This window comes from Paraburkholderia podalyriae, assembly GCF_014397785.1.
GTDB lineage: Bacteria > Pseudomonadota > Gammaproteobacteria > Burkholderiales > Burkholderiaceae > Paraburkholderia > Paraburkholderia podalyriae.
Map to the genome: position 1 here is coordinate 125,427 of NZ_VZQQ01000003.1, position 20,489 is coordinate 145,915.

Sequence of the window (20,489 nt, forward strand, 5' to 3'; positions counted from 1 at the left end):
TTTTTAGGGGGCAGGTTGATGCCGGCACATCGGATGAGCATGCGCAAACTGAAGGAAGTACTGCGGCTGAAGTGGGCGTGCGGCCTGTCGCACCGCCAGATCAGCCGCGCGATCGGCATCAGCGTCGGCGCCATCTCGGCATACGCGGCCCGCGCCAGTGCGGCGGGGCTTGACTGGGCTGCCGTCGAACCGCTTGCCGACGACGAACTCGAAATCAGGTTGGACCTGCCGGAGGAAACAGAGGCCCCGATCCGGCGGGTCGAACCAGATTACGCGGCGATGCACCGCGACCTGCGCCGCAAGGGCGTGACGCTGCAGCTACTCTGGGAAGAGTACGTCGAGGCCCACCCCGGCCAACGCACCTACCGCTATACGCAGTTCTGCCAGCGGTACAAGGATTGGGCCGCGGCGCTGAAGCGCTCGATGCGTCAGCAACACCGCGCCGGCGAGAAGCTGTTCGCCGACTTCGCCGGGCAAACCGTGCCAATCCTCGGCCGCGACGGCGGCGTCGCGTTCAAGGCCCATGTGTTCGTGGCGGTCCTCGGTGCGTCCAACTATACGTTCGCGTGCGCGACGCGCTCCGAGACCATGCTCGACTGGATCGGCAGCCTGATCGACGCGCTGGAATTCTACGGCGGCGTTCCCGAGCTGCTGGTGCCCGACAACCCCAAGGCATTGATCGCCAAGGCGGACCGGTACGAACCGGTGCTGGGCAATACCACGCAGGACTTCGTGAACCACTACGCAACCGCCATGTTGCCGGCGCGGCCGCGCAAGCCGCAGGACAAGGCGAAGGTCGAGGTCGGCGTACAGATCGTCGAACGCTGGATCCTCGCACGGCTGCGCAATCACCGCTTCTACAGCCTGGCCGAGCTGAACAAGGCGATCGGCAAGCTGATCGACGACCTAAACCGGCGTCCGTTCAAGAAGCTCGACGGCAACCGCCGCGAATGGTTCGAGCGGCTCGACCGTCCGGCGCTGCGCCCGTTGCCGACACGCCGATACGAGATTGCGACCTTCGTGAAGTGCCGCGTCAACATCGACTACCACGTCGAAGTCGATCACCACTATTACAGCGTTCCGCACAGCCTCGTACGCCAGGAGGTCTACGCACGCGTCACGCGCCATGGCGTCGAGATCCTGCACCGCGGCAAGCGCGTTGCCGCCCACGTGCGCAGCCGACTCCGGAACAAGCATACGACGTTGCCCGAGCACATGCCGGCGGCGCACCGCGCCCACATGGAATGGACGCCCGGGAGATTGCTGAACTGGGGTGCCTCCGTCGGTCCCGGTGCCGAAGCGATCGTCAAACACCTGCTGACCAACCGGCCGCACCCCGAGATGGGGTACCGCGCGTGCCTCGGACTGCTGTCGCTCTCGCGCAAGTACGGCAAAGAGCGGCTGGAAGCCGCCTGTCAGCGGGCGCTCGTGATCGGCTCACCGACCCGTCGCTCCGTGCTATCGATCCTCGAGTCCGGTCTGGACCGACAACCGATGCTCCCGATTCCCCTCACCGAATGGCATTCGCCCGATCACGAGAACGTGCGCGGGCCCGACTATTACCACTGACCCAAGGAGGTCGCGATGTTGATGCAGCAAACTCTCTCTCAGCTCAAGGCCCTGAAGCTCGACGGCATGGCGCGTGCGTTCGAGGAACAGGCGGCACTGACCGCCAGCACCAGCCTATCGTTCGAAGAGCGCTTCGGCATGGTCGTCGATCGCGAACTCGCCTGGCGCGATACCCGGCGGCTCGAGCGGCTGCTGAAGTCCGCGAAACTCAAGAATCCTCAAGCCTGCATCGAGGACATCGAATACCGGCAGAGCCGCGGCATCGACAAGAGCGTCGTCGCCGCACTCGCCGGTTGCGACTGGATCCGTAATGCACAAAACCTCATCCTGACGGGGCCAACCGGCGCCGGGAAAACGTGGATCGCATGTGCGTTCGGGCAGCAAGCCTGCCGACAGGGCTTCTCCGTGATGTACGTCCGCGTTGCCCGGCTGTTCGAGGAATTGAAGATCGCGCACGGCGACGGCAGCTTTACGCGGCGACTCGCGCAGCTCGCCAAGATGGACGTCCTCCTGCTCGACGACTGGGGCCTGCAGGACCTCGATCAGGGTGCCCGCAACGACCTGCTCGAAGTGCTCGACGATCGCGTCGGCACGCGCTCCACGATCATTACCAGCCAACTGCCATTGGAACACTGGCACGCCTGGCTGCAGGACCCGACGCTCGCCGACGCGATCCTCGACCGGCTCGTCCATCAGGCCCACAAGCTGCCGTTAAAGGGGGAATCGATGCGAAAGACCAACGCCAAGCAGTCCTCCGCATCCTGATCGTGATCACCTTCGCTATAATCCATTGACCGCGCAACACCACCTTCCAAACTGATCACGTTCACCGAAACGACTGATCACCATCACCGAAATCCGCAGCTGAGCACCAGATTCAACTGGTCCCGCGCTGCCTTGAGCTGATCGTCCTCACCCAGTCTTGCAAGTGCTGGTTGACCGTCCTCTGCCATATGGATTCCCCCCGTCACGGCGAATTACTGCCTGCGATTTCAGCCGGCCATTTTCCCCGCTTCGGCCTCGGCGATCGCTGCCTTGAATGCGTCGTAGTTTTCAACCACCAGCTGGTTCGCCGCAGGTGTCCGGTCATGCTCGTACATATCGAACCGCATCCGCTTGTTGAAATAGAAGAGCATCGCCATCCTGACCGGCAGGACCAGCCGCAGTCCGGGCATGCCGTAGTCATGCGCAACGGTCTGCCTCTGCGACTCACTGAGACCAGGATGTGGAGCAACGACCACATCGAACCGGCGATGCCAGTACGTGTCGTCGCTGCCAGTCGCCCCCGGCGGCCCGCTCTTGCCAAGATCCGCGCACCGGGACAGGACGAAATCCTTGAATCCCTCCGTCAGGTGACAGAAGGCGCGGACATGCCAGCGAACCCCGTTGAAGCCGAAGGCAAGCGGGGTAATCCGGCGCCAGAGCTTCTCCGGGCGCGCCACGTTAAACGACTGGTATTCAATTTCAACGGATTCGTTCGCCCGGATCGCCGCCAGCAGGCTACGCAGGATGTCTGGCGCCACCTTTCCCTGCGGAATGATCATGGCGTCCACATCCGGGGCCGCTGAAATCCACGTATCCCCCAAACCAAGGTCGCCGTCCGCCACTGCGCCAACCTGGCTCAGATACCGCTCCGCATCCGGCGACAGGAGATGCGGCCGGAATCCCGGTCCGGCGACGTAGCGCTTCTGGCTGCTGTCATAGACCAGATTGACCGGCGCAAGATTTTGATAAAGGGTCAAATCTGCCGACGCCTGGGGCACCGATACCCCGAACTTCTCGACGATCTCCCCGCGGTTCACCCCCCCTTCCCAATACACGCGGAACTCGATGAATTCGAGCCTGCGTTCAGTGCCCCACCGGATCTTGTCCCTCGTATCTTTGCCCATACCAGAATAGTTACTTGACGGGTTGCGTTTTGCTACCCATAATCAAACTATACGCGTTTCTGTGTTGCTGGCCAATACCGAACAACATTGCTGAGGGAAGAAACCATGTCGCACACTTGGAAGCATGACCACGCGGCAGAACAGATCGACAGGCGCATCAAGGATGTCGAAGCGGTCGAGATTGTCGACTACGTCCGGGACACCGATCTTGAAAGCATCCCTACAGCCAAAGCCTACAAGGTTGACGGTGTGCATCTGTATGCGGACATTCTCAATCTCGAGGACATGCTTCACTGCACCGAAGTCGAAGGCGAAACCTGTCACAAGCGGACGCTGAGATTTCTCAACCAGCACTTTCGCGCCGTCGACCGCATCCTTGCGAGAACCGACGCGAAACGCGTGGACTTCCACAACCAGCGTCTGCACGCGCTCATTTCCAAACCGTACAACACCCAGCCCGGCGCGCCGGCCGCGCGGGTAAGGCGCGCCGTCGCGATCGCCCAGCTCGTTATCGATGTGCTGAAGGTCACCGGGGACAGTGACGAGCATATTCCAGCGGGCAAAGTCCGCGTTGGGATCGACAGTGGTCTCGCGCTCGCGGTCAATAACGGCCGGAATGGTTATCGCGAGCCACTTTTCCTCGGTGAACCAGCGAACCATGCAGCGAAGATCGCGAACGGGCCAGTTTCGGGCATCTTCCTGACCAATGCGGCGCGCGTAGCGATCGGCCTGGACACACTCGACGATCCGTCCAGAACGGCGCTAACCAGGGCGGAAATCGAAGCCTGCGAGAACAAAGCGGCCCTGGGCGTAACGGCGCAGACCATCGTTGGAGAATGGGAAAAGGACATGGAGAATAACCCCATTGGGGTCTTCCAGTTTACGCGCCACACACCGCCCTTCCGGACCATGGACATTGCGACCCTGACCCCAGGGAACTCATGCCGCCAGGAGGCGCTCTCGATCTATGCCGACATCGACGGCTTCACAAGATTCGTGAGTCGGCACATTGACGACAGCCCCGAAGATGTTGTCAAGGCACTGCACGTCATCCGTGCCGAACTTGAACGCGTGTTGACCGGCGACTTTGACGGGCGCCGGATCCGCTTCATCGGCGATTGCGTGCAGGGGATACTGTGCGAAGGTACGGCGCAGACGACTGACGCCCATGCAACCATCAGTACCGGGACGCTGTGTGCTGGTGCCCTGCGCAGCAGCTTCAACCTCGCCCTTGAGAAACTGCGCGACGCCGGTGTCGATACCGACGGTCTGGGACTCGCCATCGGATTTGAATACGGCTTCGTGGCCGTCAGCCGCCTTGGCCTCAAAGGTGACCGCGTCCGCTGCGCGGTGAGCCGCGGGGTGCTTGCGTCCGAGCACGAACAGACGCTGTGCAACGGGACGCAAACCGGAATCGGCAGGGCCGCCTACGACAACGCAACCCAGGCGGTTCGCGACCTCTTCGGCAAAGGCCGTCGTGTTAGCCGCTTCGACTTCAACGAGGCAACAGAAGCCCTGTCCAGCAGTGGCGACGACATTGCCAAAGCCGTCAGATCGGAGGCTATGAAACTGGCGGCACCCGCAGTGCCGAAATCGGTCGCTTTTGAGGTGCGGCCACATTGCGCGAAGCAATGACCGGTTCGACAGATCCACTGGGCCTGCTCACCAGCGAGGCTCAGAGTTTCGGCGCGACGGTCCGCTCGCGCGCAGACCCTGAAATGCAGTTTGACATTGCGTTGCGTCGTGCGGATGGCCGGGAGGTGCAATATCGCATTCTGGCCCGGAACAACGACGCAGTCGTGACCGCCCGTGAATGGGAACCCCGGCGGCTGCCCGCCTTCTGCCCAGAGCGGCACATCAATCACGACGGCACGTTCTGCATGTATTGGGCAAAGCGCCATCGCATCGAGGTAAATGACCGGAACGCTGCCATCGAATGGTGGAACACCCTGGTCGCGTTCCTGTCGCTCCAGGAGCGCGCGTCGAATCTGGGGCGTTGGCCCGACAAACGGGTCTGGGCTCACGGTGACGCTGCGCAATACCAGCATATGGCCACTGAATCGGCGATCCGTCTGGGTAACTTTTTTCCGGAAGCGCTTGCAGATGGGCGCCTCACCGTCGAGCTCTGCCGGGATATGCCGGGTCGCCGCAAGATGCTTCGGCTGCGGCTTGACGCCAGACATCTCTACTCCGTCCTGGTCGACGACCTCCGGGTAGCGAACGGGAAGCAGCCCTGCCTCTGTACGAACATGCCTCGCAGAAAACCGCTACGCGCGTGCAGCGACCACGCAAGCGCAGCCGCGCAACTCGCCTGCGCCCTGCATCTCTGGGACATCAAGGAACGCGAATTCTGGACGGAACTTGCCCACAAGCCATGCTGTGCCCAGATGGCCGGATGTCCGTTGCATAGCTGAAGTGCACATTCAGGGTGGTTCGGCGCGCATCAGACTGCATGGCGGCTGGTGGTTCGGCAATGCTCACCCAACAACCTCACAGACACCCCACGGCGTGTCGAGAATCGTCCCAGTTTCGACCGACGCACCTCCGACCGGCCTTGCCAGAAAAACAACACGGCCTGACCCGCCCTCGCGGACAAACGGGCCGATCGCCGTCACCTCGAGCTCTGCGTCATGGCACATGATGCGCGACCCAACCCGCGTGCTTGCCCGCCTGTTCACTGCGAGGCACGCAGTCTTGCCCGGAAAGCGTCGATCAGGTCCATTCATACTGCATCCAGCACGTGTGCCGGCAGATAGCGACCATGCCGTAACTCTCGAACAACATCCAGGTACCTTGGACACGCGTCCATCCGTCTCGACCTCCATTCGCTGATTTCCGGCATTTTATCGGCACATCCTCCCGGGCGCACAGCTGGCTTATCCGGCGAGACGCACGCGGCGCTGCGCTTCTATCCGCGTTCATATTCGGTCAACGGATGCTCCAAAGCCCGTCATGCATAACCATCCATACAGGCCGGACGCCTCCCGACGCTGACGCACCGGGACCGGGCTTTCGCGCTGCGCGTCGAGCCGCGTCCCGCGTCTCGCCCCTGTCGGGCATCAATCCCTGGCGCAGCAGTCAACCCCGCTCATCGTCTAGTTGGAGGCCTGCCCGGTCAACCCGAGGCACGGCGTGCACCTCGCTCCCAGGTTTCCGCCCTTGACCCGCGACCGTAGCCGATATCGGGCAGGCATCAAGGGGCGAGGGACCGTGTTGCCCGCACCCCTCCCTCGCCTTTCTCCTTGACGCCTGCCCGATATCGGCTCCTTGAGTCGCACGGGCGGAAACCTGGGAGCCTGGCGGCAGCAAAGCCAACCCCGGGTTCCACCGGGAGGTGTCCAGCGCTAACAGCAAGACATATCCCGCCGCCCGGTTCAGGTCCTCAACCCTTTGCTCTGGAGACTGTCATGCAACTCGCTTCTTCCTTCCGTTACGGCTCCCCGATGCTCCGCTCCGACTCGCCGCTGTCGGACGACCAGATCCGCCGTGTTGCCCCTTCCATCTTCGCGGACGGCAAGCATCAAAGCCGCTCCGAGCGCTACACCTACATCCCCACCATCGACGTGCTGCGCGGTCTGCGCAACGAAGGTTTCCAGCCCTTCATGGTCTGCCAGACCCGCGTACGCGATCAGGACAAGCGTGAATTCACCAAACATCTGATCCGCATGCGCCCTGCAAGCGAGATTACCGGCGAGGACGTCAACGAAATCATCCTCCTCAATTCGCATGACGGAAGCAGCGGGTTCCAGCTACTCGGCGGCGTCTATCGCTTCGTCTGCCAGAACGGCATGGTTGCGGGCGAAACCATCGGCGAGGTTCGCGTCCCGCACAGGGGCAACATCGTGCAGAACGTCATTAACGGCGCATTCGACGTGCTCGACGGCTTTGACCTGATCCGCGAACAGAAAGACGGCATGAAGGCCGTCACGCTCAACCGTGACGAGCAGCACGCGCTCGCGCGCTCCGCCCTCGCGCTGCGCTACGACCCGACCGACGCGAAAGCGCCCGCCCCGATCACCGAAAGCCAGCTTCTGAACGTGCGCCGCTTCGAGGACCGCCGTGATGACCTCTGGACGGTTTTTAACCGCATTCAGGAGTCGTTGACCAAGGGTGGCCTGCACGGACGCTCGCGCACCGGACGTTCCATGTCCACCCGCCCCGTCACCGGCATCGACCAGAACGTGAAACTGAACCGCGCGCTGTGGATGCTCGCGGACGCGATGCGCCAGATGAAGGCGTAAGCACGGCACGGGCGGCGGCCCATTGCCGCACGACTTCGGTTCATACCATCAGGATTCCTATCCGGGTCAGGCCTGATGGCAAGCCGCAACATTGTGACCCGGAACCTTCCTTTCTCTATCTGGAGTGAATCATGCAAGCCGAATTCAACACGCAAATGAACGACACCGCAAACGGCGCCGAAGCCCATACCCTTACAGACGCGACGGCCAACGCTGCGCCGCTGCTCGAAACCAGTTTCGGCAACGAGCAGCCGGTCGTGTCCGTGCCGTATTCCGCGCTGCGGCGCTCGCCGCTCAATGCCCGTACGAAACCGCTATCTGGCATTGACTCGCTCGCGACGAACATCAGGGCAAAAGGGCTGTTGCAGAACTTGATTGTTCACGAACTAAAGGGCTCGCGCGGCAAACATCGCAAGCTTGGCGTCTGTGCCGGTCAACGCCGACAGGCCGCACTCGACCTGCTATTCGAGCAGAAACACATCGCCGCCGATTATCCGGTGCCGGTGCGCATCGTCAGCGAAGGCGAAGCCCTTGCCATTTCACTGATCGAGAACAGCGAACGCGAAGGACTCGACCCGTTCGACGTGCTGCGCGCGTACCGGATGTTGGCCGAGGAGGGGCGCAGCGTCGATTACATCGCCGCGCTGTTCTCCGCGTCGCCGCTCACCGTCAAACGTCGCATGAAGCTGGCGAATGTGTCGCCAAAGCTGGTCGCGTTGCTGCGCGAGGACGCCATCACGCTCGACCAGCTTTCGGCGCTCTCGCTCGCCGATGATCACGAAACGCAGGAGCACATCTGGTTCGAAGCAAACGAGTGGCAACGCCAGCCCAACTATCTGCGGCAGGCGATCACACGTACCGAGATCGACGCGAGCCGCAGCCGCTTGGTGCGCTTCGTGGGGCTGGACGCCTATGAAGCAGCGGGAGGTTACGTGAGACGTGACCTCTTCAGTGACGACGAAAACGCGGGTTACATTGCCGCCCCCGAACTGCTGCAACGTCTCGCCGCCGCGAAGCTCGACGCCGCCGCCGAAGAAGTCTGCGTCGAAGGTTGGGGCTGGACCGAACAGCGTATCGAGCGCGACGTGTTCGAACTGAACCGCTACGGCAGACTGCAACCTGTGCAGCGCCCCTTCACCGACGACGAACTGCGGGAAATGGACGCGCTCACCGCACAGCAGGATGAACTGGCCGAAAAGTTCGAAGCATTGTCTGAGGACGATGAAAACGCGTACGAGGAAGCCGAACGGCTCGAAACCGAAATCGACAGGGTGAACGCGGCCATTTTCGCGCTCGAAAGCCGCGCGGAAACATGGGACGTGCAACAGATGGCCGAAGCGGGCGCATTCGTGATGGTCGGCCCGCAGGGCGAACTGATCATCGAGCGGGGTCTGGTGCGCCGTGAAAACAGCGCGGCACTGGATGCGGTGGGCGCGACCGTGACCGGCACGCCGGAAACTGAACGCGCATCCGGCCAGACGCATGAACCCGAAGCAAAGGAGAAGCCGATCCACAGCGCAAAGCTCTGTCAGCGCCTCACCGCGCACCGCGCCGCCGCTGTTCACGCGGAACTGATCGCGCAGCCGACCATCGCCCTCGCCGCCATCCTGCAACACCTGATTCCGGAAGTCTTTCCGGGGGGATATGGGAGGGGTTTCGCACCACATGCGCTGAAACTGTCCTGCACGAGCAACCACGACAGTCTGCTCGGCGCGGCGGACGACCTGCCCGTCAGCACCGCGTGGAGTCTCATCGAGGCGCAGCGCGAGCGGTGGGGACGCGAACTCCCTGCGCGCCGCGCGGACCTGCTGCCGTGGTTGATCGAACAGGACCCCGGCACGACCCTGCTCGACCTGCTCGCCTTCTGCGCCGGCGCGTTGCTTGACGGCGTCGCGGGTGACGAAAAACCTCACGCCATCAACGCACTCGCAAGTGCGCTGAACCTCGACATGACGCGATACTGGACGCCCACACGCGCCTCTTATTTCGATCACGTCAGCAAGGCGCGCATCACGGAGGTCGTCGCCAGCGCCGTGTCGCCGAAGGTGGCCGCCGACCTCGGCAAGATGAAGAAGACCGACGCGGCAGCCGCCGCTGAACTGCGGCTCGTGAAAGCCTCATGGCTCCCGGAAATCCTCACCGATCGCGAAGTCCCGGCCACGCCTTCGTGGGAAAGCCACGACGACGAGGATGAGGACGACAGCGACGATGCCAATACCGGGGACGGAGGGAACGACACGCCGGAAGCTGAGGACGGCGACACGGAACCGATTGCCGGGACCGGCACGGAACGCATCAACAACACACCTGCCGACGCGGAAGCCGCTCCCGGCGCCAGCAGTCCGCTGACGCCGTGGCCCTTCCCCACTGCGGATGGCATGAACGGCACGCAATCTGGCCCGCGCGCGGCCTGACCCTACGCCTCGCCTTGGCAACGGGGCGAGGCAGGCGACAGGCCCATACCCGCTGTCTGCTTCTCTGACGGAGAAAACCATCATGACCAACCGTATCCGCATGACCGTGCTCGCCACCAATGCCGAAGGATCGCCCGACCTCTACCTGACGTTCGTCGAGGTGACCGCCCTGCAATACAACGAGGGGCAGCACTACGACATGGCGCTCGCCCGCGCCGAAGATGAAGGCTACCGTCCACCGATGATTGCCTTCGACCAGAACGACGCGGCAGCAGGCATGCTCCGCCACGCCACCGCGTTCATGGAAGGCGAGACCGATGGAGCGTAGGCCGTGCGGGCGGACGGCGAACCGTCTGCCCGCACAGAATGGCTGCTCGCCCACCAACCTGCCAGCCCTCCAAAGCCACCCGCCAGCATCATCACAACCAGCCCGCCAATTGCCAGCCCGTAACACACCCTCACAAACCGCCGTGCGGCAACCCGTTCATACAACGCCACTGCGGCATCGAGCCGTTGCCGCTGATCGCGTGCCGCGACAGCTATCGCACCCACGAGCCGGTTGCCTGCTGCATAGGCAATCCGGTTCGCGGCCCGTTCCGACAGCAACGTCAACGCCTCGCTGTTCAGTTCCGCGAGCGCGGCCCGATAGCGCGTTTCGTGCTCGCTGATCATCTGCTCCGCCAGTTCAATCGTCGCCTTGCAGCGCGCGAGCGCGTCGCGATGCTGCGCCATCAGCGCATCCACCGCCGCGCCCGTCTCGGCCCGTACCGCATCGAGACTGCCTGCGCCCGCCTGCCGGATGCGTTCCGGCATCGCCTCATAGAGTCGCCCGTAGTATTCGAGCATGACCAGCACAGACCACAGCGCATCGTTATCGCGCAGGTTCAGCGCTCCCGACACCCGCCGCATCCGCAAGATACTGGCGTCGTCGGGTAATTCACCCGTGACGTCGAGAAACATGCGGGCAAGTGCGTCCGGCGGCCTGCCTCGCCTGTTACCCATCGACCGTCACCCTGTCAAACATCGTTCCGCACAGCGCGCGCCATCGCAGCAGCTCCGCCCGTTCGCCGATATGCATCGTCGCGACAGCCTTGCGTATCGACAGACGCTGACCACGAAGTTCGTCGGCAACCCGATCCGCGAGTTCGGGAAAATCAAGCGACTTTCCCTTAGTCTCGATGGTTTTACGAAGCTCCGAGGTCTGATATAGCGTGAACTTGTCCGGCGTGCCGAAGTACCCGTTGCGTACGACGTGTGTTACCGCATCGGGGAAGGTCCGGCTGAAACCATGCAGCAGTTCCAGACTGTCGCGCTGCCGGTTAATCACCCACAGGACGACGAGTCGGCGTTGAAGATCACCCAGCGTACCGGCCAGCATCGCACCAAATCGCGCAACACCCGCCTGGTTGCGCGCCGCCGTGTTGACGATCACCGCCGCGTCACGATGTCCATCGCAGAAGTTGACGAGACCAATCCAGCCGTCTGCATCATCCAGACTATAGGCAACGCAATGAATCTCGTCCTGCACCGCTTTCATGACGTCTGGATTTGAGGTGTCGGTTTCAACCAGCGCGGCATGGATATCCTGACGCTGGAGATAATCGGCCAGCGCAAGCGATACAAAGCTCTTGCCCACACCGCCCTTACTGCCACCAACCAGATAAATCGGGGGAATCGTCGTGTCCATTTGAGCCCTCTACAAGTTTTCAACATCGGGCGTGATCTCGAACGAGAACGCGTCCCGAATCACCATTGACCCCTGCTGACTGACTGCTCTTCCCCCATCCTGCGTTTTCCAGGCAGGCTTGCTGCTGGAATCTGATAACCGTTCCCGACCACCCTTCTTCGCGCGCGTTGCCGTTGTCGCTCCCGGCACTGCGGTCGCTTCCGCCTGCATAGGGCGATTCTCTTTCGCCGCGCGCTGCATCGCGTATCTCAACGTGCTTGCGCTGATTTCGACGCCCTCCTGGGCAAGCTGATAAACGATCTCCTCCAGCGTGTACCCCTTCTTCTGGGCGCTGCTGATCTGGGCCTGCATCGACCTGATTGCATCCCGGACATTGACGCGATGCTCATGCGCAGGCTTTACCGGCAGCGTATCGAGACGGCGCGAGGCGGCGTCCCATTGCGCCTGGGTAAAGCTCTTCACCATCGGCATGATTCGCTCCGGTATTCGGCCTGAATGCCATCTTGCAAACGGCTCCCGGTGATCGTCAAGACCCGGAATCAGGCCTGAAGCAAGGTACGGGAACACGGCGGAATACAGAGGAACTGACCAGAACAGGAGACTTTTTTGCGTCGTTGTGCACGGGCAACACGCAGGGATTCGCGCGAGAAGGCACAACCGTCCAGGCTAACCAGTGGTAGCAATCAATGGTTGCGCGCCGATACAGTTTTGACTGACAGGAACATTGCTCACCGTAGAAATCACGGTCGCGCACGTTGCGCCGGGCAATCGCAGGATTCGATTTAATCCGCTTCGTTACACGGGTTTTTCCTGCGCTGCTCGTCAACACCCAGCATCTTCAAGTTGCAGAAGGGGCTGCTTTCTTGCGTAGGAATCCAACAGGTCATTTGAATTTTGCTGCGCGAAACACCGAGCCCTGCGTTCTCCATATTGCGCCAGCACCTACGATTTCTTTCGTCAACCTCACCAGTCAATTTGCGCGAGTAGAGAAATCTACCCGTACGATGCCACGCGCCTTCCCTCGCGAGTCGCTCAATTTGTTGTGTGCTCCAGATGGTTTTTCTACGGCAGAGGATCGCTTTTCTTGCGCTGGACAATCGTTCTTCTTGCGCGGCAGCGGCTACCTCGCTCACGGGATCTGCGGATGACAACATGAACAACGGAAAAACAAGGGATGGCAGGATAGGCTTGCGCCGGTTTTGGGCGCCCAAGGGGTCAACGCTTGAATTCCAGAGGGTCGTCCGCGCCGCCTCCGCATCGTCATAGTGGTCGTGCGCGTCGTATTCGTCGCCGACGCACTGAACTGGATGTCCAACACTGGGCCTACACGGAACACGACAATCTCATGTTGCAGCTACAAATCAAATTTTGCTCATTCCTTTCATTCAAATTGTGGAGGCACCTCAATCAAAGCGCATCACCGACCGGGGCGTCCCATTCTGCGTTTCAACGCAACACGCGTCACCTCCATCCTTCAAGCCTTAGTGTTGCCCGCACAAGGCGTTGCTCCTCCTGCTCAATTTCATGCAGGCTTTTGCGCACGCCGTTGATGTGATCTGCAGCAGCCCGATACGCCTGCTCGGGCAGCCTACCCGTCACGGCGTTGTAAAGACGCGCGTGCTGCCGGTCGATGAGCTTGCGATGTGGCTGACGATGGTAAAGGTTGTTCACCGACGCGAAAACTGAACTCAGCAGCAGTTCCGTCAGCGAACGCAGCGTGTGCACCAGCACCGGGTTATGCGACGCCTCGCAGATCGCTAGGTGAAATGCATGATCGAGGCGCGCGTGCGTGGCCGGATCGGTTTCGGCATCGTGCGCGGCGAGCATTTCTTCGTAGCGGCGCGTGATCATCATGCAGTCGACGGGGGTGCCGCGCAATGCGGCGAGCCGCGCCGATTCCGCTTCGAGCATGCCGCGCACTTCGAACAGATCGTAGAGCGTGCGCGGCTGCGAAGCGAGCAGATGCATCAGCGGCGACTGCGGCGGCTGTGAAGTCAGATTAGCGACGAACGAGCCCTTGCCGTGCGCCGTTTCGATGATGCCGCGCGCGCGCAGCAGCTTCAGCCCTTCGCGTAGCGCCGTTCGCGATACGCCAAGCTTGTCCGTGAGGCGCCGCTCGGACGGCAGCGCCTGCCCCGACCTTAAAACACCATCGACGATCAGGCGCTCGATGCGCTCCGCGACTACATCGGCGATCTTGCGATCGGGCTCTCTTCCTTCACTTCCCGTGTGTGAAATCACTGGTAATACCACTTGAAATGGGCGGGCTTCGCGTTGTGGTCATGATATCGCCATTTACGTCACTGCACGTGCCTCTAGCCCGATTCAGCAGCAATCGGCGCATGAAAGAAACTGGTATTACCACCTATTCCGTCTATCGACAGGCAAAGATGAAACGGGAACAATCGGCACCTACACGGATAAGCGGCGCGAAAAACACAACCGCGCGCCCACGGAGACACCCCATGAGCTACGCCTACGACGAACGGATCGACGGCCCCCTTCCCTCGCACGACAAAGCCACGCTGGTCGCCGAGCTTCAGCAGTTCGTGCCTTCGATGCAACTGCTGCACGACAGGGAAGACCTGCGCCCATTCGAATGCGACGGCCTCTCCGCGTATCGCACGACGCCGATGATGGTCGCGCTGCCCGACTCGATCGAGCAGGTGCAGGCGCTGTTGAAATTCGCGGCCGCGCGCAAGGTGCCCATGATCGCGCGTGGCGCAGGCACGGGGCTATCAGGCGGCGCGCTGCCGCTCGAACAGGGCATCCTGCTCGTGATGGCGCGCTTCAACCAGATTCTGCACATCGATCCGGAAGCATCGATTGCTCGCGTGCAGCCCGGCGTGCGCAATCTCGCGATCTCGCAGGCGGCTGCCGTTCACGGTCTCTACTACGCGCCCGATCCATCGTCGCAGATCGCGTGCTCGATCGGCGGCAATGTCGCCGAGAACGCCGGCGGCGTGCATTGCCTGAAGTACGGCCTGACCGTGCACAACATCCTGAAGCTCGAAGTGCTGACCATCGACGGCGAGCGGCTGACGATCGGCTCCGAAGCGCTCGACTCGCCCGGGTTCGATCTGCTCGCGCTGTTGACGGGTTCCGAAGGCATGCTCGGTATCGTCACGGAAGTCACGGTGAAGCTGTTGACGAAGCCGCAAAGCGCGAAGGTGCTGCTCGCTAGCTTCGACGATGTCGAGAAGGCTGGCGATGCCGTCGCGCAAATCATCGGCGCGGGTGTGATTCCGGGCGGCCTCGAAATGATGGACAATCTCGCGATCCGCGCCGCCGAAGATTTCATCCACGCGGGTTATCCCGTCAACGCCGAAGCGATCCTGCTGTGCGAGCTCGATGGCGCGGAATCCGACGTGCAGGAAGACTGCGATCGCGTCGGCGAGTTGCTGCGCGAAGCGGGCGCCACCGACATCCGCATCGCGAAGGATGAAGCCGAACGCCAGCGCTTCTGGGCAGGCCGCAAGAACGCGTTTCCGGCTGTCGGCCGCATCTCGCCAGACTACTACTGCATGGACGGTACGATTCCGCGCCGCGAACTCGCGCGTGTGCTGCGCGGCATCACGGATCTGTCGAATGAATATGGCCTGCGCGTCGCGAACGTCTTCCATGCCGGCGACGGCAACATGCATCCACTGATTCTCTTCGACGCCAACGCGCCCGGTGAAATGGAACGCGCCGAAACGCTCGGCGCGAAGATTCTCGAACTATGTGTCGAAGTGGGCGGCAGCATCACGGGCGAGCACGGCGTAGGTCGGGAGAAGATCAATCAGATGTGCGTGCAGTTCAGCAGCGAGGAACTCACGCTGTTCCATTCGCTGAAGGCCGCCTTCGATCCCGACGGCTTGCTCAATCCCGGCAAGAACATTCCCACACTGCATCGCTGCGCCGAACACGGCGCGATGCATATTCATCGCGGCAAGCTGCCGTTTCCCGAGCTGGAGCGCTTCTGATGCGACGCGAATTCGATTCGATGGACGATAGCGCGCGCCTCGTCGCACAGGTGCAGCGAGCGATTGCCAAACACGCGCCGTTGCGCATTCGCGGCAGCGACAGCAAGCGTTTTATCGGCCGCGACGTGCGCGGCGAGGAACTCGACACGCGCTCGCATCGCGGCATCGTCGCGTATGACCCGACAGAACTCGTGATCACCGCGCGCGCCGGAACGCCGCTCGTCGAACTGAACGCAGTGCTCGACGACGCCGATCAGATGCTGCCGTGCGAGCCGCCTCTATTCGATGGCAACGGAACGCTAGGCGGCGCGGTCGCGACTGGCCTTTCCGGTCCGCGCCGCCCGTGGTCAGGCTCGATGCGCGACTTCGTGCTCGGCTGCCGCGTGATCACGGGCGACGGCGATCATCTGCGATTCGGCGGCCAGGTGATGAAGAACGTCGCCGGCTACGACATGTCGCGTTTGCTCGCGGGCAGCTTTGGGACGCTTGGCGTGTTGACAGAAGTGTCGCTGAAAGTGCTACCGAAACCACGCGAGTGCCGCAGCTTCGCGCTCTCGCTCGGTGCCGACGAAGCGATGCGAGAACTGTCCGCATGGCGCAAGGCCGCGTTGCCCGTGAACGGCGCCTGTTATGTCGGCAGCAAGCTCTACGTGCGGCTCGAAGGCGGAGGCGGATCGGTGAAGTCGGCCGTGGAGCGGATCCGCGGCGAAGAGATCGACTGCGCGTTCTGGGATGTTCTTCGCGATCATCGGCTGCCGTTCTTCGCCGACATGCGTCCGTTATGGCGTCTATCGCTGCCGAATGCGACGCCCCTGATGCCGTTGCCCGGCGATGTCGTGCTCGACTGGGCAGGCGCGCAGCGCTGGCTCAAGAGCGAGGCATCCGCCGCTGAAATTCGCCGACTCGCGCACGCGGCGGGCGGTCACGCGACGTGCTTCACGCCGTCGCCCGAGCGCGAGCCGTTCCAGCCGCTCGCCGCGCCGCTGCTGCGCTATCAGCAGCAACTCAAACGACGCCTCGATCCGAATGGCGTGCTGAACCCCGGCCGACTATACGCCGGTCTCTGAAGCGAGCGCGATCATGCAAACGAATCTCGACTCCCACGCGAAAGCCCTGCCCAATGCCGAGGAAGCGGAAAGCATCCTGCGCTCATGCGTGCATTGCGGCTTCTGCAATGCGACGTGTCCGACGTATCAACTGCTCGGCAACGAACTCGACGGACCGCGCGGGCGCATCTATCTGATCAAGCAACTGCTCGAAGGCGAGCCAGCCAGCGAGAAGACGCAACTGCATCTGGACCGCTGCCTCACGTGCCGCAATTGCGAAACGACGTGTCCGTCGGGCGTCACGTATCACCGCTTGCTTGACATCGGACGTGCCGAGCTCGAGCGCCGGGTCGAGCGGCCCATCGGCGAGCGGCTGACGCGCAAGGGCTTGCGCACGGTGATTTCACGTCCCGCTGTGTTCGATGCGCTGCTCAAGACAGGTCGCGCGGTGCGGCCGCTGTTGCCCGCGAGTGTGCAGGCGAAGGTTCCTGCACGTTCCGTCGTGCCTGCGAAACCGCGCCCTGCTCCACGTCACGCGCGGCGCGTATTGATGCTCGAAGGCTGCGTGCAGCCATCGCTGTCGCCGAATACGAACGCGGCAGCGGCGCGGGTGCTTGACCGGCTCGGCATCAGCGTGACACCGGCACGCGAGGCCGGCTGCTGCGGTGCCACCGACTATCACCTGAACGCGCAGGACGCGGGCCTCGATCGCGCGCGCCGCAATATCAATGCATGGTGGACCTCCGTCGAAGCCGGCGTCGAAGCGATCGTGCAGACAGCGAGCGGCTGCGGCGCGTTCGTGAAGGAATACGGGCACCTGTTGCGCAACGATCCGCTTTACGCGACGAAGGCAGCACGCGTGAGCGCACTCGCGCGCGATCTCGTCGAAGTGCTGGCGACCGAACCACTCGACGCGTTGCAGCCCGCCGCCGACGTGATTGCGATGCGCGTCGCGTTCCACTGCCCTTGCACGCTGCAGCATGCGCAAAAGCTTGGGGGCGCGGTGGAGAGCGTGCTGACCCGGCTGGGGTTCGATCTTTCTGCCGTGCCCGACGCGCATCTGTGCTGCGGCTCGGCGGGAACGTATTCGATCACGCAGCCCGAGCTTGCGCAGAAGTTGCGCGACAAGAAGATGGCCGCGCTCGAAAGCGGACAGCCGGGCATCATCGCGACGGCGAACATCGGTTGCCAGATGCATCTGGATCGCGCGGGCAGGACGCGCGTGCGTCACTGGATCGAACTGGTCGAAGAAGCGCTGGGGGTCGCAAACACCCGAGTGCACGCGCGACCAGGGAAAGAGTTGACACAGTCGGCCCTGAACAATTCGTTTCCATGTCAGTAGCATCACACCATCGCGTCGGCGGCGCTGTTGCACTCGAGAAAAGCGGCGAGAACGAAGGCGCAAAGAAGCCGCAGCTTCCTGAGGATCATCCGGAGGTTGTAGCCAGCGCCGCACAACACCGCGTGCATCGCATCACCGAGCGCGCCTTTGAGCCAGTCGCGATCGGGTTTTCCGTCTGCCTTCATGTGGCCGATGGCTGGCTCGATTGCATTGCGCCGTCTGATCATCGCGCGTAATCCGCGTGTGACGCCCCGCCGCAAGCCCGGGTGGTAGATCTTCACGTCGTCGACCGCGACGCCCTTGTAGCCACGTCGACAATGGCGATTTCCGGCGTGGCATCACACAGGATTGTGGCCTGCTCCAGCGCCTCAGCAAGCGTGTGACCGTCGTACGGATTGCCTGGCGTCGAGCGCATGCCAACTACCAGGCCTTCCTTGTGGGTCGTCGTGATCGACACCTTCACACCGAATTCGTACGGTGTGCCGGTTTTGCCTTTCGCCAGACATTCAACTTCCGGTGCGTGCAGCGCATAGAGCTTGTTTTTGTCCTTCGGCTTCTGCGACAGGATCCGCTTCGTGCGGTCCACCAGCTTTTGCAAGGCTGCGCGGTATGAACCTGCTACCTGAGCGACCTGTCGCTCCACATCACGCATCACCCGTCCAACGCGTGAGCGCAACGTGCGCAGTACTTTCCTCATGCGCTTGTACTGCTGCGCGTGAGCGTAGCGGCCAATCTGAAGCCCCCGCCGGGGCGCCTCGCGGTTGTAGTTCTGCCGCAGTTTCAGGCCATGCCGCGCGGCCGCCTTCACCAGATGTTCGCGACACCGCTCGAGCAGACGCGAATCGGTTGGATGGACAATCGCCTTTTCCATGATCGTCGTGTCCACAATCACGCGCTTCACGCTCGAAGCCTTGATCAAGCCGGCACGTTTGGCTGCTTCCTGCTAGCCTTGATGGACCGATACAGTGCATGGAGCGCGAGGAGTTCGAGATGATTGCGGTGGGGCGTGCGTTGCTCGGCGATCCGCGTTGGGTGGCCAAAGTGCACGCTAGTGATCGCTATGGGTTGACGAGTTTCAACCCAGAGGTGTTGGCTGAGTTAGTTTGAATAAGCCCGATGCCACAAAGTCCAGTTTGCCCGCGATAAAGAATTGCACGGTTCGGATGGTTTCGAAGTGCATGTAGCTGCGTGCCTTGCGTTGGGTGGCTCGAGCAGACGCTTGATGGCTTCGACGAAGCCATTGCTCTGGCGGGGTTGAGTCCGGGCAACGTATTCAACTTCCATCGAGCGCGTGATGACCAAGATGCACGGCCAATTTTTCCTGTAACAGTTGCGCGATCAGGGCCAGTTGTGGGCCTATCTCGCGCTCTAGGCGCACGCGCGGGATCCGCGAAGTGCGGCCTATGCACGAGAGCACCCAAGGCGGGCGCCCCGGAATGAGAATCGGCGTACTCGCCGAACTTAGTTCCGGCACCCATTCGCCGGGCGAAATGCAAAACCCGATATGATGCACTTGGGAGATTTTTTCCGCGATGCGCCGTCGCTGGGCAGTCCAGTCACGCCCTGCCCTGCGCGCCAACGTTTCCTGCAAATAAGCGCGCTCTTGCTCCGGCAGCGCCGCCAACAACGCTGCCCCCGCGACCGAGGCGGCGAGGCTCATCCGCGTGCCGGGCATCATGTCCAGCGCGAGCATCGCATGGCCCCCCAAAAAACTCTCCACGACCACCACGTCGAGTCTATCGCGCTTGCCCAGCGTCACATAGGTATCTGTAGTTTCAGCGAACCTGCGCATTTCCTCACCGGCCACACTCTGTATTTCGCCGTCCGCAATAGCCCCGTACCCTAATCCCAGTGCAGCTGCCGCCAAGCGGTATTTGCGCCGTGCAGCATCATGTTGCACATAACCGAGCGCCGTCAGGGAGCGCAGTAGGCGCGAGACAGTCGGAGGCGCTAGACCGGTTAGCAGCGCGATCTCCTTGTTGCCTTTCCAAAGCTGTTCCCGCCCGACGGCCGCCAAAACCGCCAGACCCCGCGCCAGCGGCAAAACCATCGTGTCGCTATCGCCTTCCCGCGCATGTTGCGGCGGCCTCGGCCCGGAATCGCCCGTTTTGAAATGGCTGTGGTGGCCTCTTGGCCGCACGGCGAAAGATGGATGCCCCATTGGATCTCCTAACTTCTGCTTTGTCTCATAGATCAAGTTTGTGCCAGCCTCCGCACCGTGAGCGAGTCGGGTAAGACCGTGCGGAGGCAGCCGGTGCTTTTCGCCGCAAAGCGAAGCCAAGGGACTCCTCCCGACCGAAAGTTGACGCGCAGTTTAGGGGCGGGTTGGCCGTCCT

Annotated in this window: 17 protein-coding genes and 1 pseudogene; 11 read left to right on the forward strand and 7 right to left on the reverse strand. The window is 62.3% G+C overall.

Features of this window, described 5'->3' with window-relative positions:
- Positions 1 to 18 precede the first annotated feature (18 nt).
- Both istA and istB read left to right on the forward strand, forming a co-directional pair.
- Positions 19 to 1,569, forward strand: a complete 1,551-nt coding sequence (gene istA, locus F6X42_RS04465) for an IS21 family transposase (protein WP_187633053.1) — start codon at positions 19 to 21, stop codon at positions 1,567 to 1,569.
- A 15-nt stretch (positions 1,570 to 1,584) separates the two neighbouring features.
- Positions 1,585 to 2,334 carry an IS21-like element ISBmu3 family helper ATPase IstB gene (gene istB / locus F6X42_RS04470; RefSeq protein WP_187633054.1) on the forward strand — a complete coding sequence of 250 codons (750 nt, stop codon included), beginning with the start codon at positions 1,585 to 1,587 and terminating at the stop codon, positions 2,332 to 2,334.
- Positions 2,335 to 2,561: 227 nt separating this feature from the next.
- Here istB and F6X42_RS04475 read toward each other — a convergent pair whose 3' ends face one another.
- Entirely contained in the window at positions 2,562 to 3,458 is an 897-nt protein-coding gene (locus tag F6X42_RS04475; RefSeq protein ID WP_187633055.1) for a BrxR family helix-turn-helix transcriptional regulator, read from the reverse strand.
- Positions 3,459 to 3,563: 105 nt separating this feature from the next.
- On the opposite strand from F6X42_RS04475, the gene F6X42_RS04480 reads away from it, so the two are divergent.
- The 5 genes from F6X42_RS04480 to F6X42_RS04500 all read left to right on the forward strand — a co-directional run bounded on the left by F6X42_RS04480 (position 3,564) and on the right by F6X42_RS04500 (position 10,441).
- On the forward strand, positions 3,564 to 5,093 hold the full coding sequence (locus F6X42_RS04480; RefSeq protein ID WP_187633056.1) for a nucleotidyl cyclase domain-containing protein: 1,530 nt from the start codon (positions 3,564 to 3,566) through the stop codon (positions 5,091 to 5,093).
- The gene (locus F6X42_RS04485; protein ID WP_187633057.1) at positions 5,090 to 5,872 is read left to right on the forward strand and encodes an E2 domain-containing protein; all 783 of its coding nucleotides are present in this window, start codon (positions 5,090 to 5,092) and stop codon (positions 5,870 to 5,872) included. The genes F6X42_RS04480 and F6X42_RS04485 overlap by 4 nt, the downstream gene beginning before the upstream one ends.
- 993 nt (positions 5,873 to 6,865) lie before the next feature.
- Positions 6,866 to 7,699, forward strand: coding sequence for a DUF932 domain-containing protein (locus F6X42_RS04490; protein WP_187633058.1), 834 nt, complete (start codon positions 6,866 to 6,868; stop codon positions 7,697 to 7,699).
- A 131-nt stretch (positions 7,700 to 7,830) separates the two neighbouring features.
- Positions 7,831 to 10,113 (forward strand): ParB/RepB/Spo0J family partition protein, encoded by a 2,283-nt coding sequence (locus tag F6X42_RS04495; RefSeq protein WP_246529956.1) that lies wholly within the window; start codon positions 7,831 to 7,833, stop codon positions 10,111 to 10,113.
- 82 nt (positions 10,114 to 10,195) lie between these two features.
- A complete protein-coding gene (locus F6X42_RS04500) occupies positions 10,196 to 10,441 on the forward strand; it encodes a hypothetical protein (RefSeq protein ID WP_187633059.1) in 246 nt (81 codons plus the stop codon).
- On the opposite strand, the gene F6X42_RS04505 is transcribed toward F6X42_RS04500, so the two are convergent.
- From F6X42_RS04505 to glcC, 4 genes are all read right to left on the reverse strand, one after another.
- On the reverse strand, positions 10,342 to 11,115 hold the full coding sequence (locus tag F6X42_RS04505; protein WP_187633060.1) for a hypothetical protein: 774 nt from the start codon (positions 11,113 to 11,115) through the stop codon (positions 10,342 to 10,344). The genes F6X42_RS04500 and F6X42_RS04505 overlap by 100 nt on opposite strands.
- Entirely contained in the window at positions 11,108 to 11,800 is a 693-nt protein-coding gene (locus F6X42_RS04510; protein ID WP_187633061.1) for a nucleotide-binding protein, read from the reverse strand. Before F6X42_RS04510 ends, F6X42_RS04505 begins: the two co-directional genes overlap by 8 nt.
- Before the next feature lie 9 nt (positions 11,801 to 11,809).
- The gene (locus F6X42_RS04515) at positions 11,810 to 12,271 is read right to left on the reverse strand and encodes a hypothetical protein (RefSeq protein WP_187633062.1); all 462 of its coding nucleotides are present in this window, start codon (positions 12,269 to 12,271) and stop codon (positions 11,810 to 11,812) included.
- A 990-nt stretch (positions 12,272 to 13,261) separates the two neighbouring features.
- Entirely contained in the window at positions 13,262 to 14,038 is a 777-nt protein-coding gene (gene glcC / locus F6X42_RS04520; RefSeq protein WP_312892490.1) for a transcriptional regulator GlcC, read from the reverse strand.
- 227 nt (positions 14,039 to 14,265) lie between these two features.
- Between glcC and glcD the strand changes: the two genes are divergently transcribed.
- The 3 genes from glcD to glcF are packed head-to-tail and all read left to right on the forward strand — an operon-like array spanning position 14,266 to position 18,153.
- Positions 14,266 to 15,765: a glycolate oxidase subunit GlcD gene (glcD, locus tag F6X42_RS04525; RefSeq protein ID WP_187633064.1), complete on the forward strand. Its 1,500-nt coding sequence runs from the start codon at positions 14,266 to 14,268 to the stop codon at positions 15,763 to 15,765.
- Complete coding sequence (gene glcE, locus F6X42_RS04530; protein ID WP_187633065.1) at positions 15,765 to 16,832, forward strand: glycolate oxidase subunit GlcE; 1,068 nt, start codon at positions 15,765 to 15,767, stop codon at positions 16,830 to 16,832. Before glcD ends, glcE begins: the two co-directional genes overlap by 1 nt.
- A gap of 13 nt (positions 16,833 to 16,845) precedes the next feature.
- A complete protein-coding gene (gene glcF / locus F6X42_RS04535) occupies positions 16,846 to 18,153 on the forward strand; it encodes a glycolate oxidase subunit GlcF (RefSeq protein ID WP_246529957.1) in 1,308 nt (435 codons plus the stop codon).
- 2 nt (positions 18,154 to 18,155) lie between these two features.
- On the opposite strand, the pseudogene F6X42_RS04540 reads toward glcF, so the two are convergent.
- Positions 18,156 to 19,093 (reverse strand): annotated as a pseudogene (locus F6X42_RS04540) (IS5 family transposase); the annotation flags it as partial.
- Positions 19,094 to 19,122: 29 nt separating this feature from the next.
- On the opposite strand from F6X42_RS04540, the gene F6X42_RS04545 reads away from it, so the two are divergent.
- Complete coding sequence (locus tag F6X42_RS04545) at positions 19,123 to 19,260, forward strand: hypothetical protein (RefSeq protein ID WP_187633066.1); 138 nt, start codon at positions 19,123 to 19,125, stop codon at positions 19,258 to 19,260.
- A 166-nt stretch (positions 19,261 to 19,426) separates the two neighbouring features.
- Here F6X42_RS04545 and F6X42_RS04550 read toward each other — a convergent pair whose 3' ends face one another.
- Positions 19,427 to 20,314: an IclR family transcriptional regulator gene (locus F6X42_RS04550; protein WP_187633067.1), complete on the reverse strand. Its 888-nt coding sequence runs from the start codon at positions 20,312 to 20,314 to the stop codon at positions 19,427 to 19,429.
- Between the last annotated feature and the right edge of the window lie 175 nt (positions 20,315 to 20,489).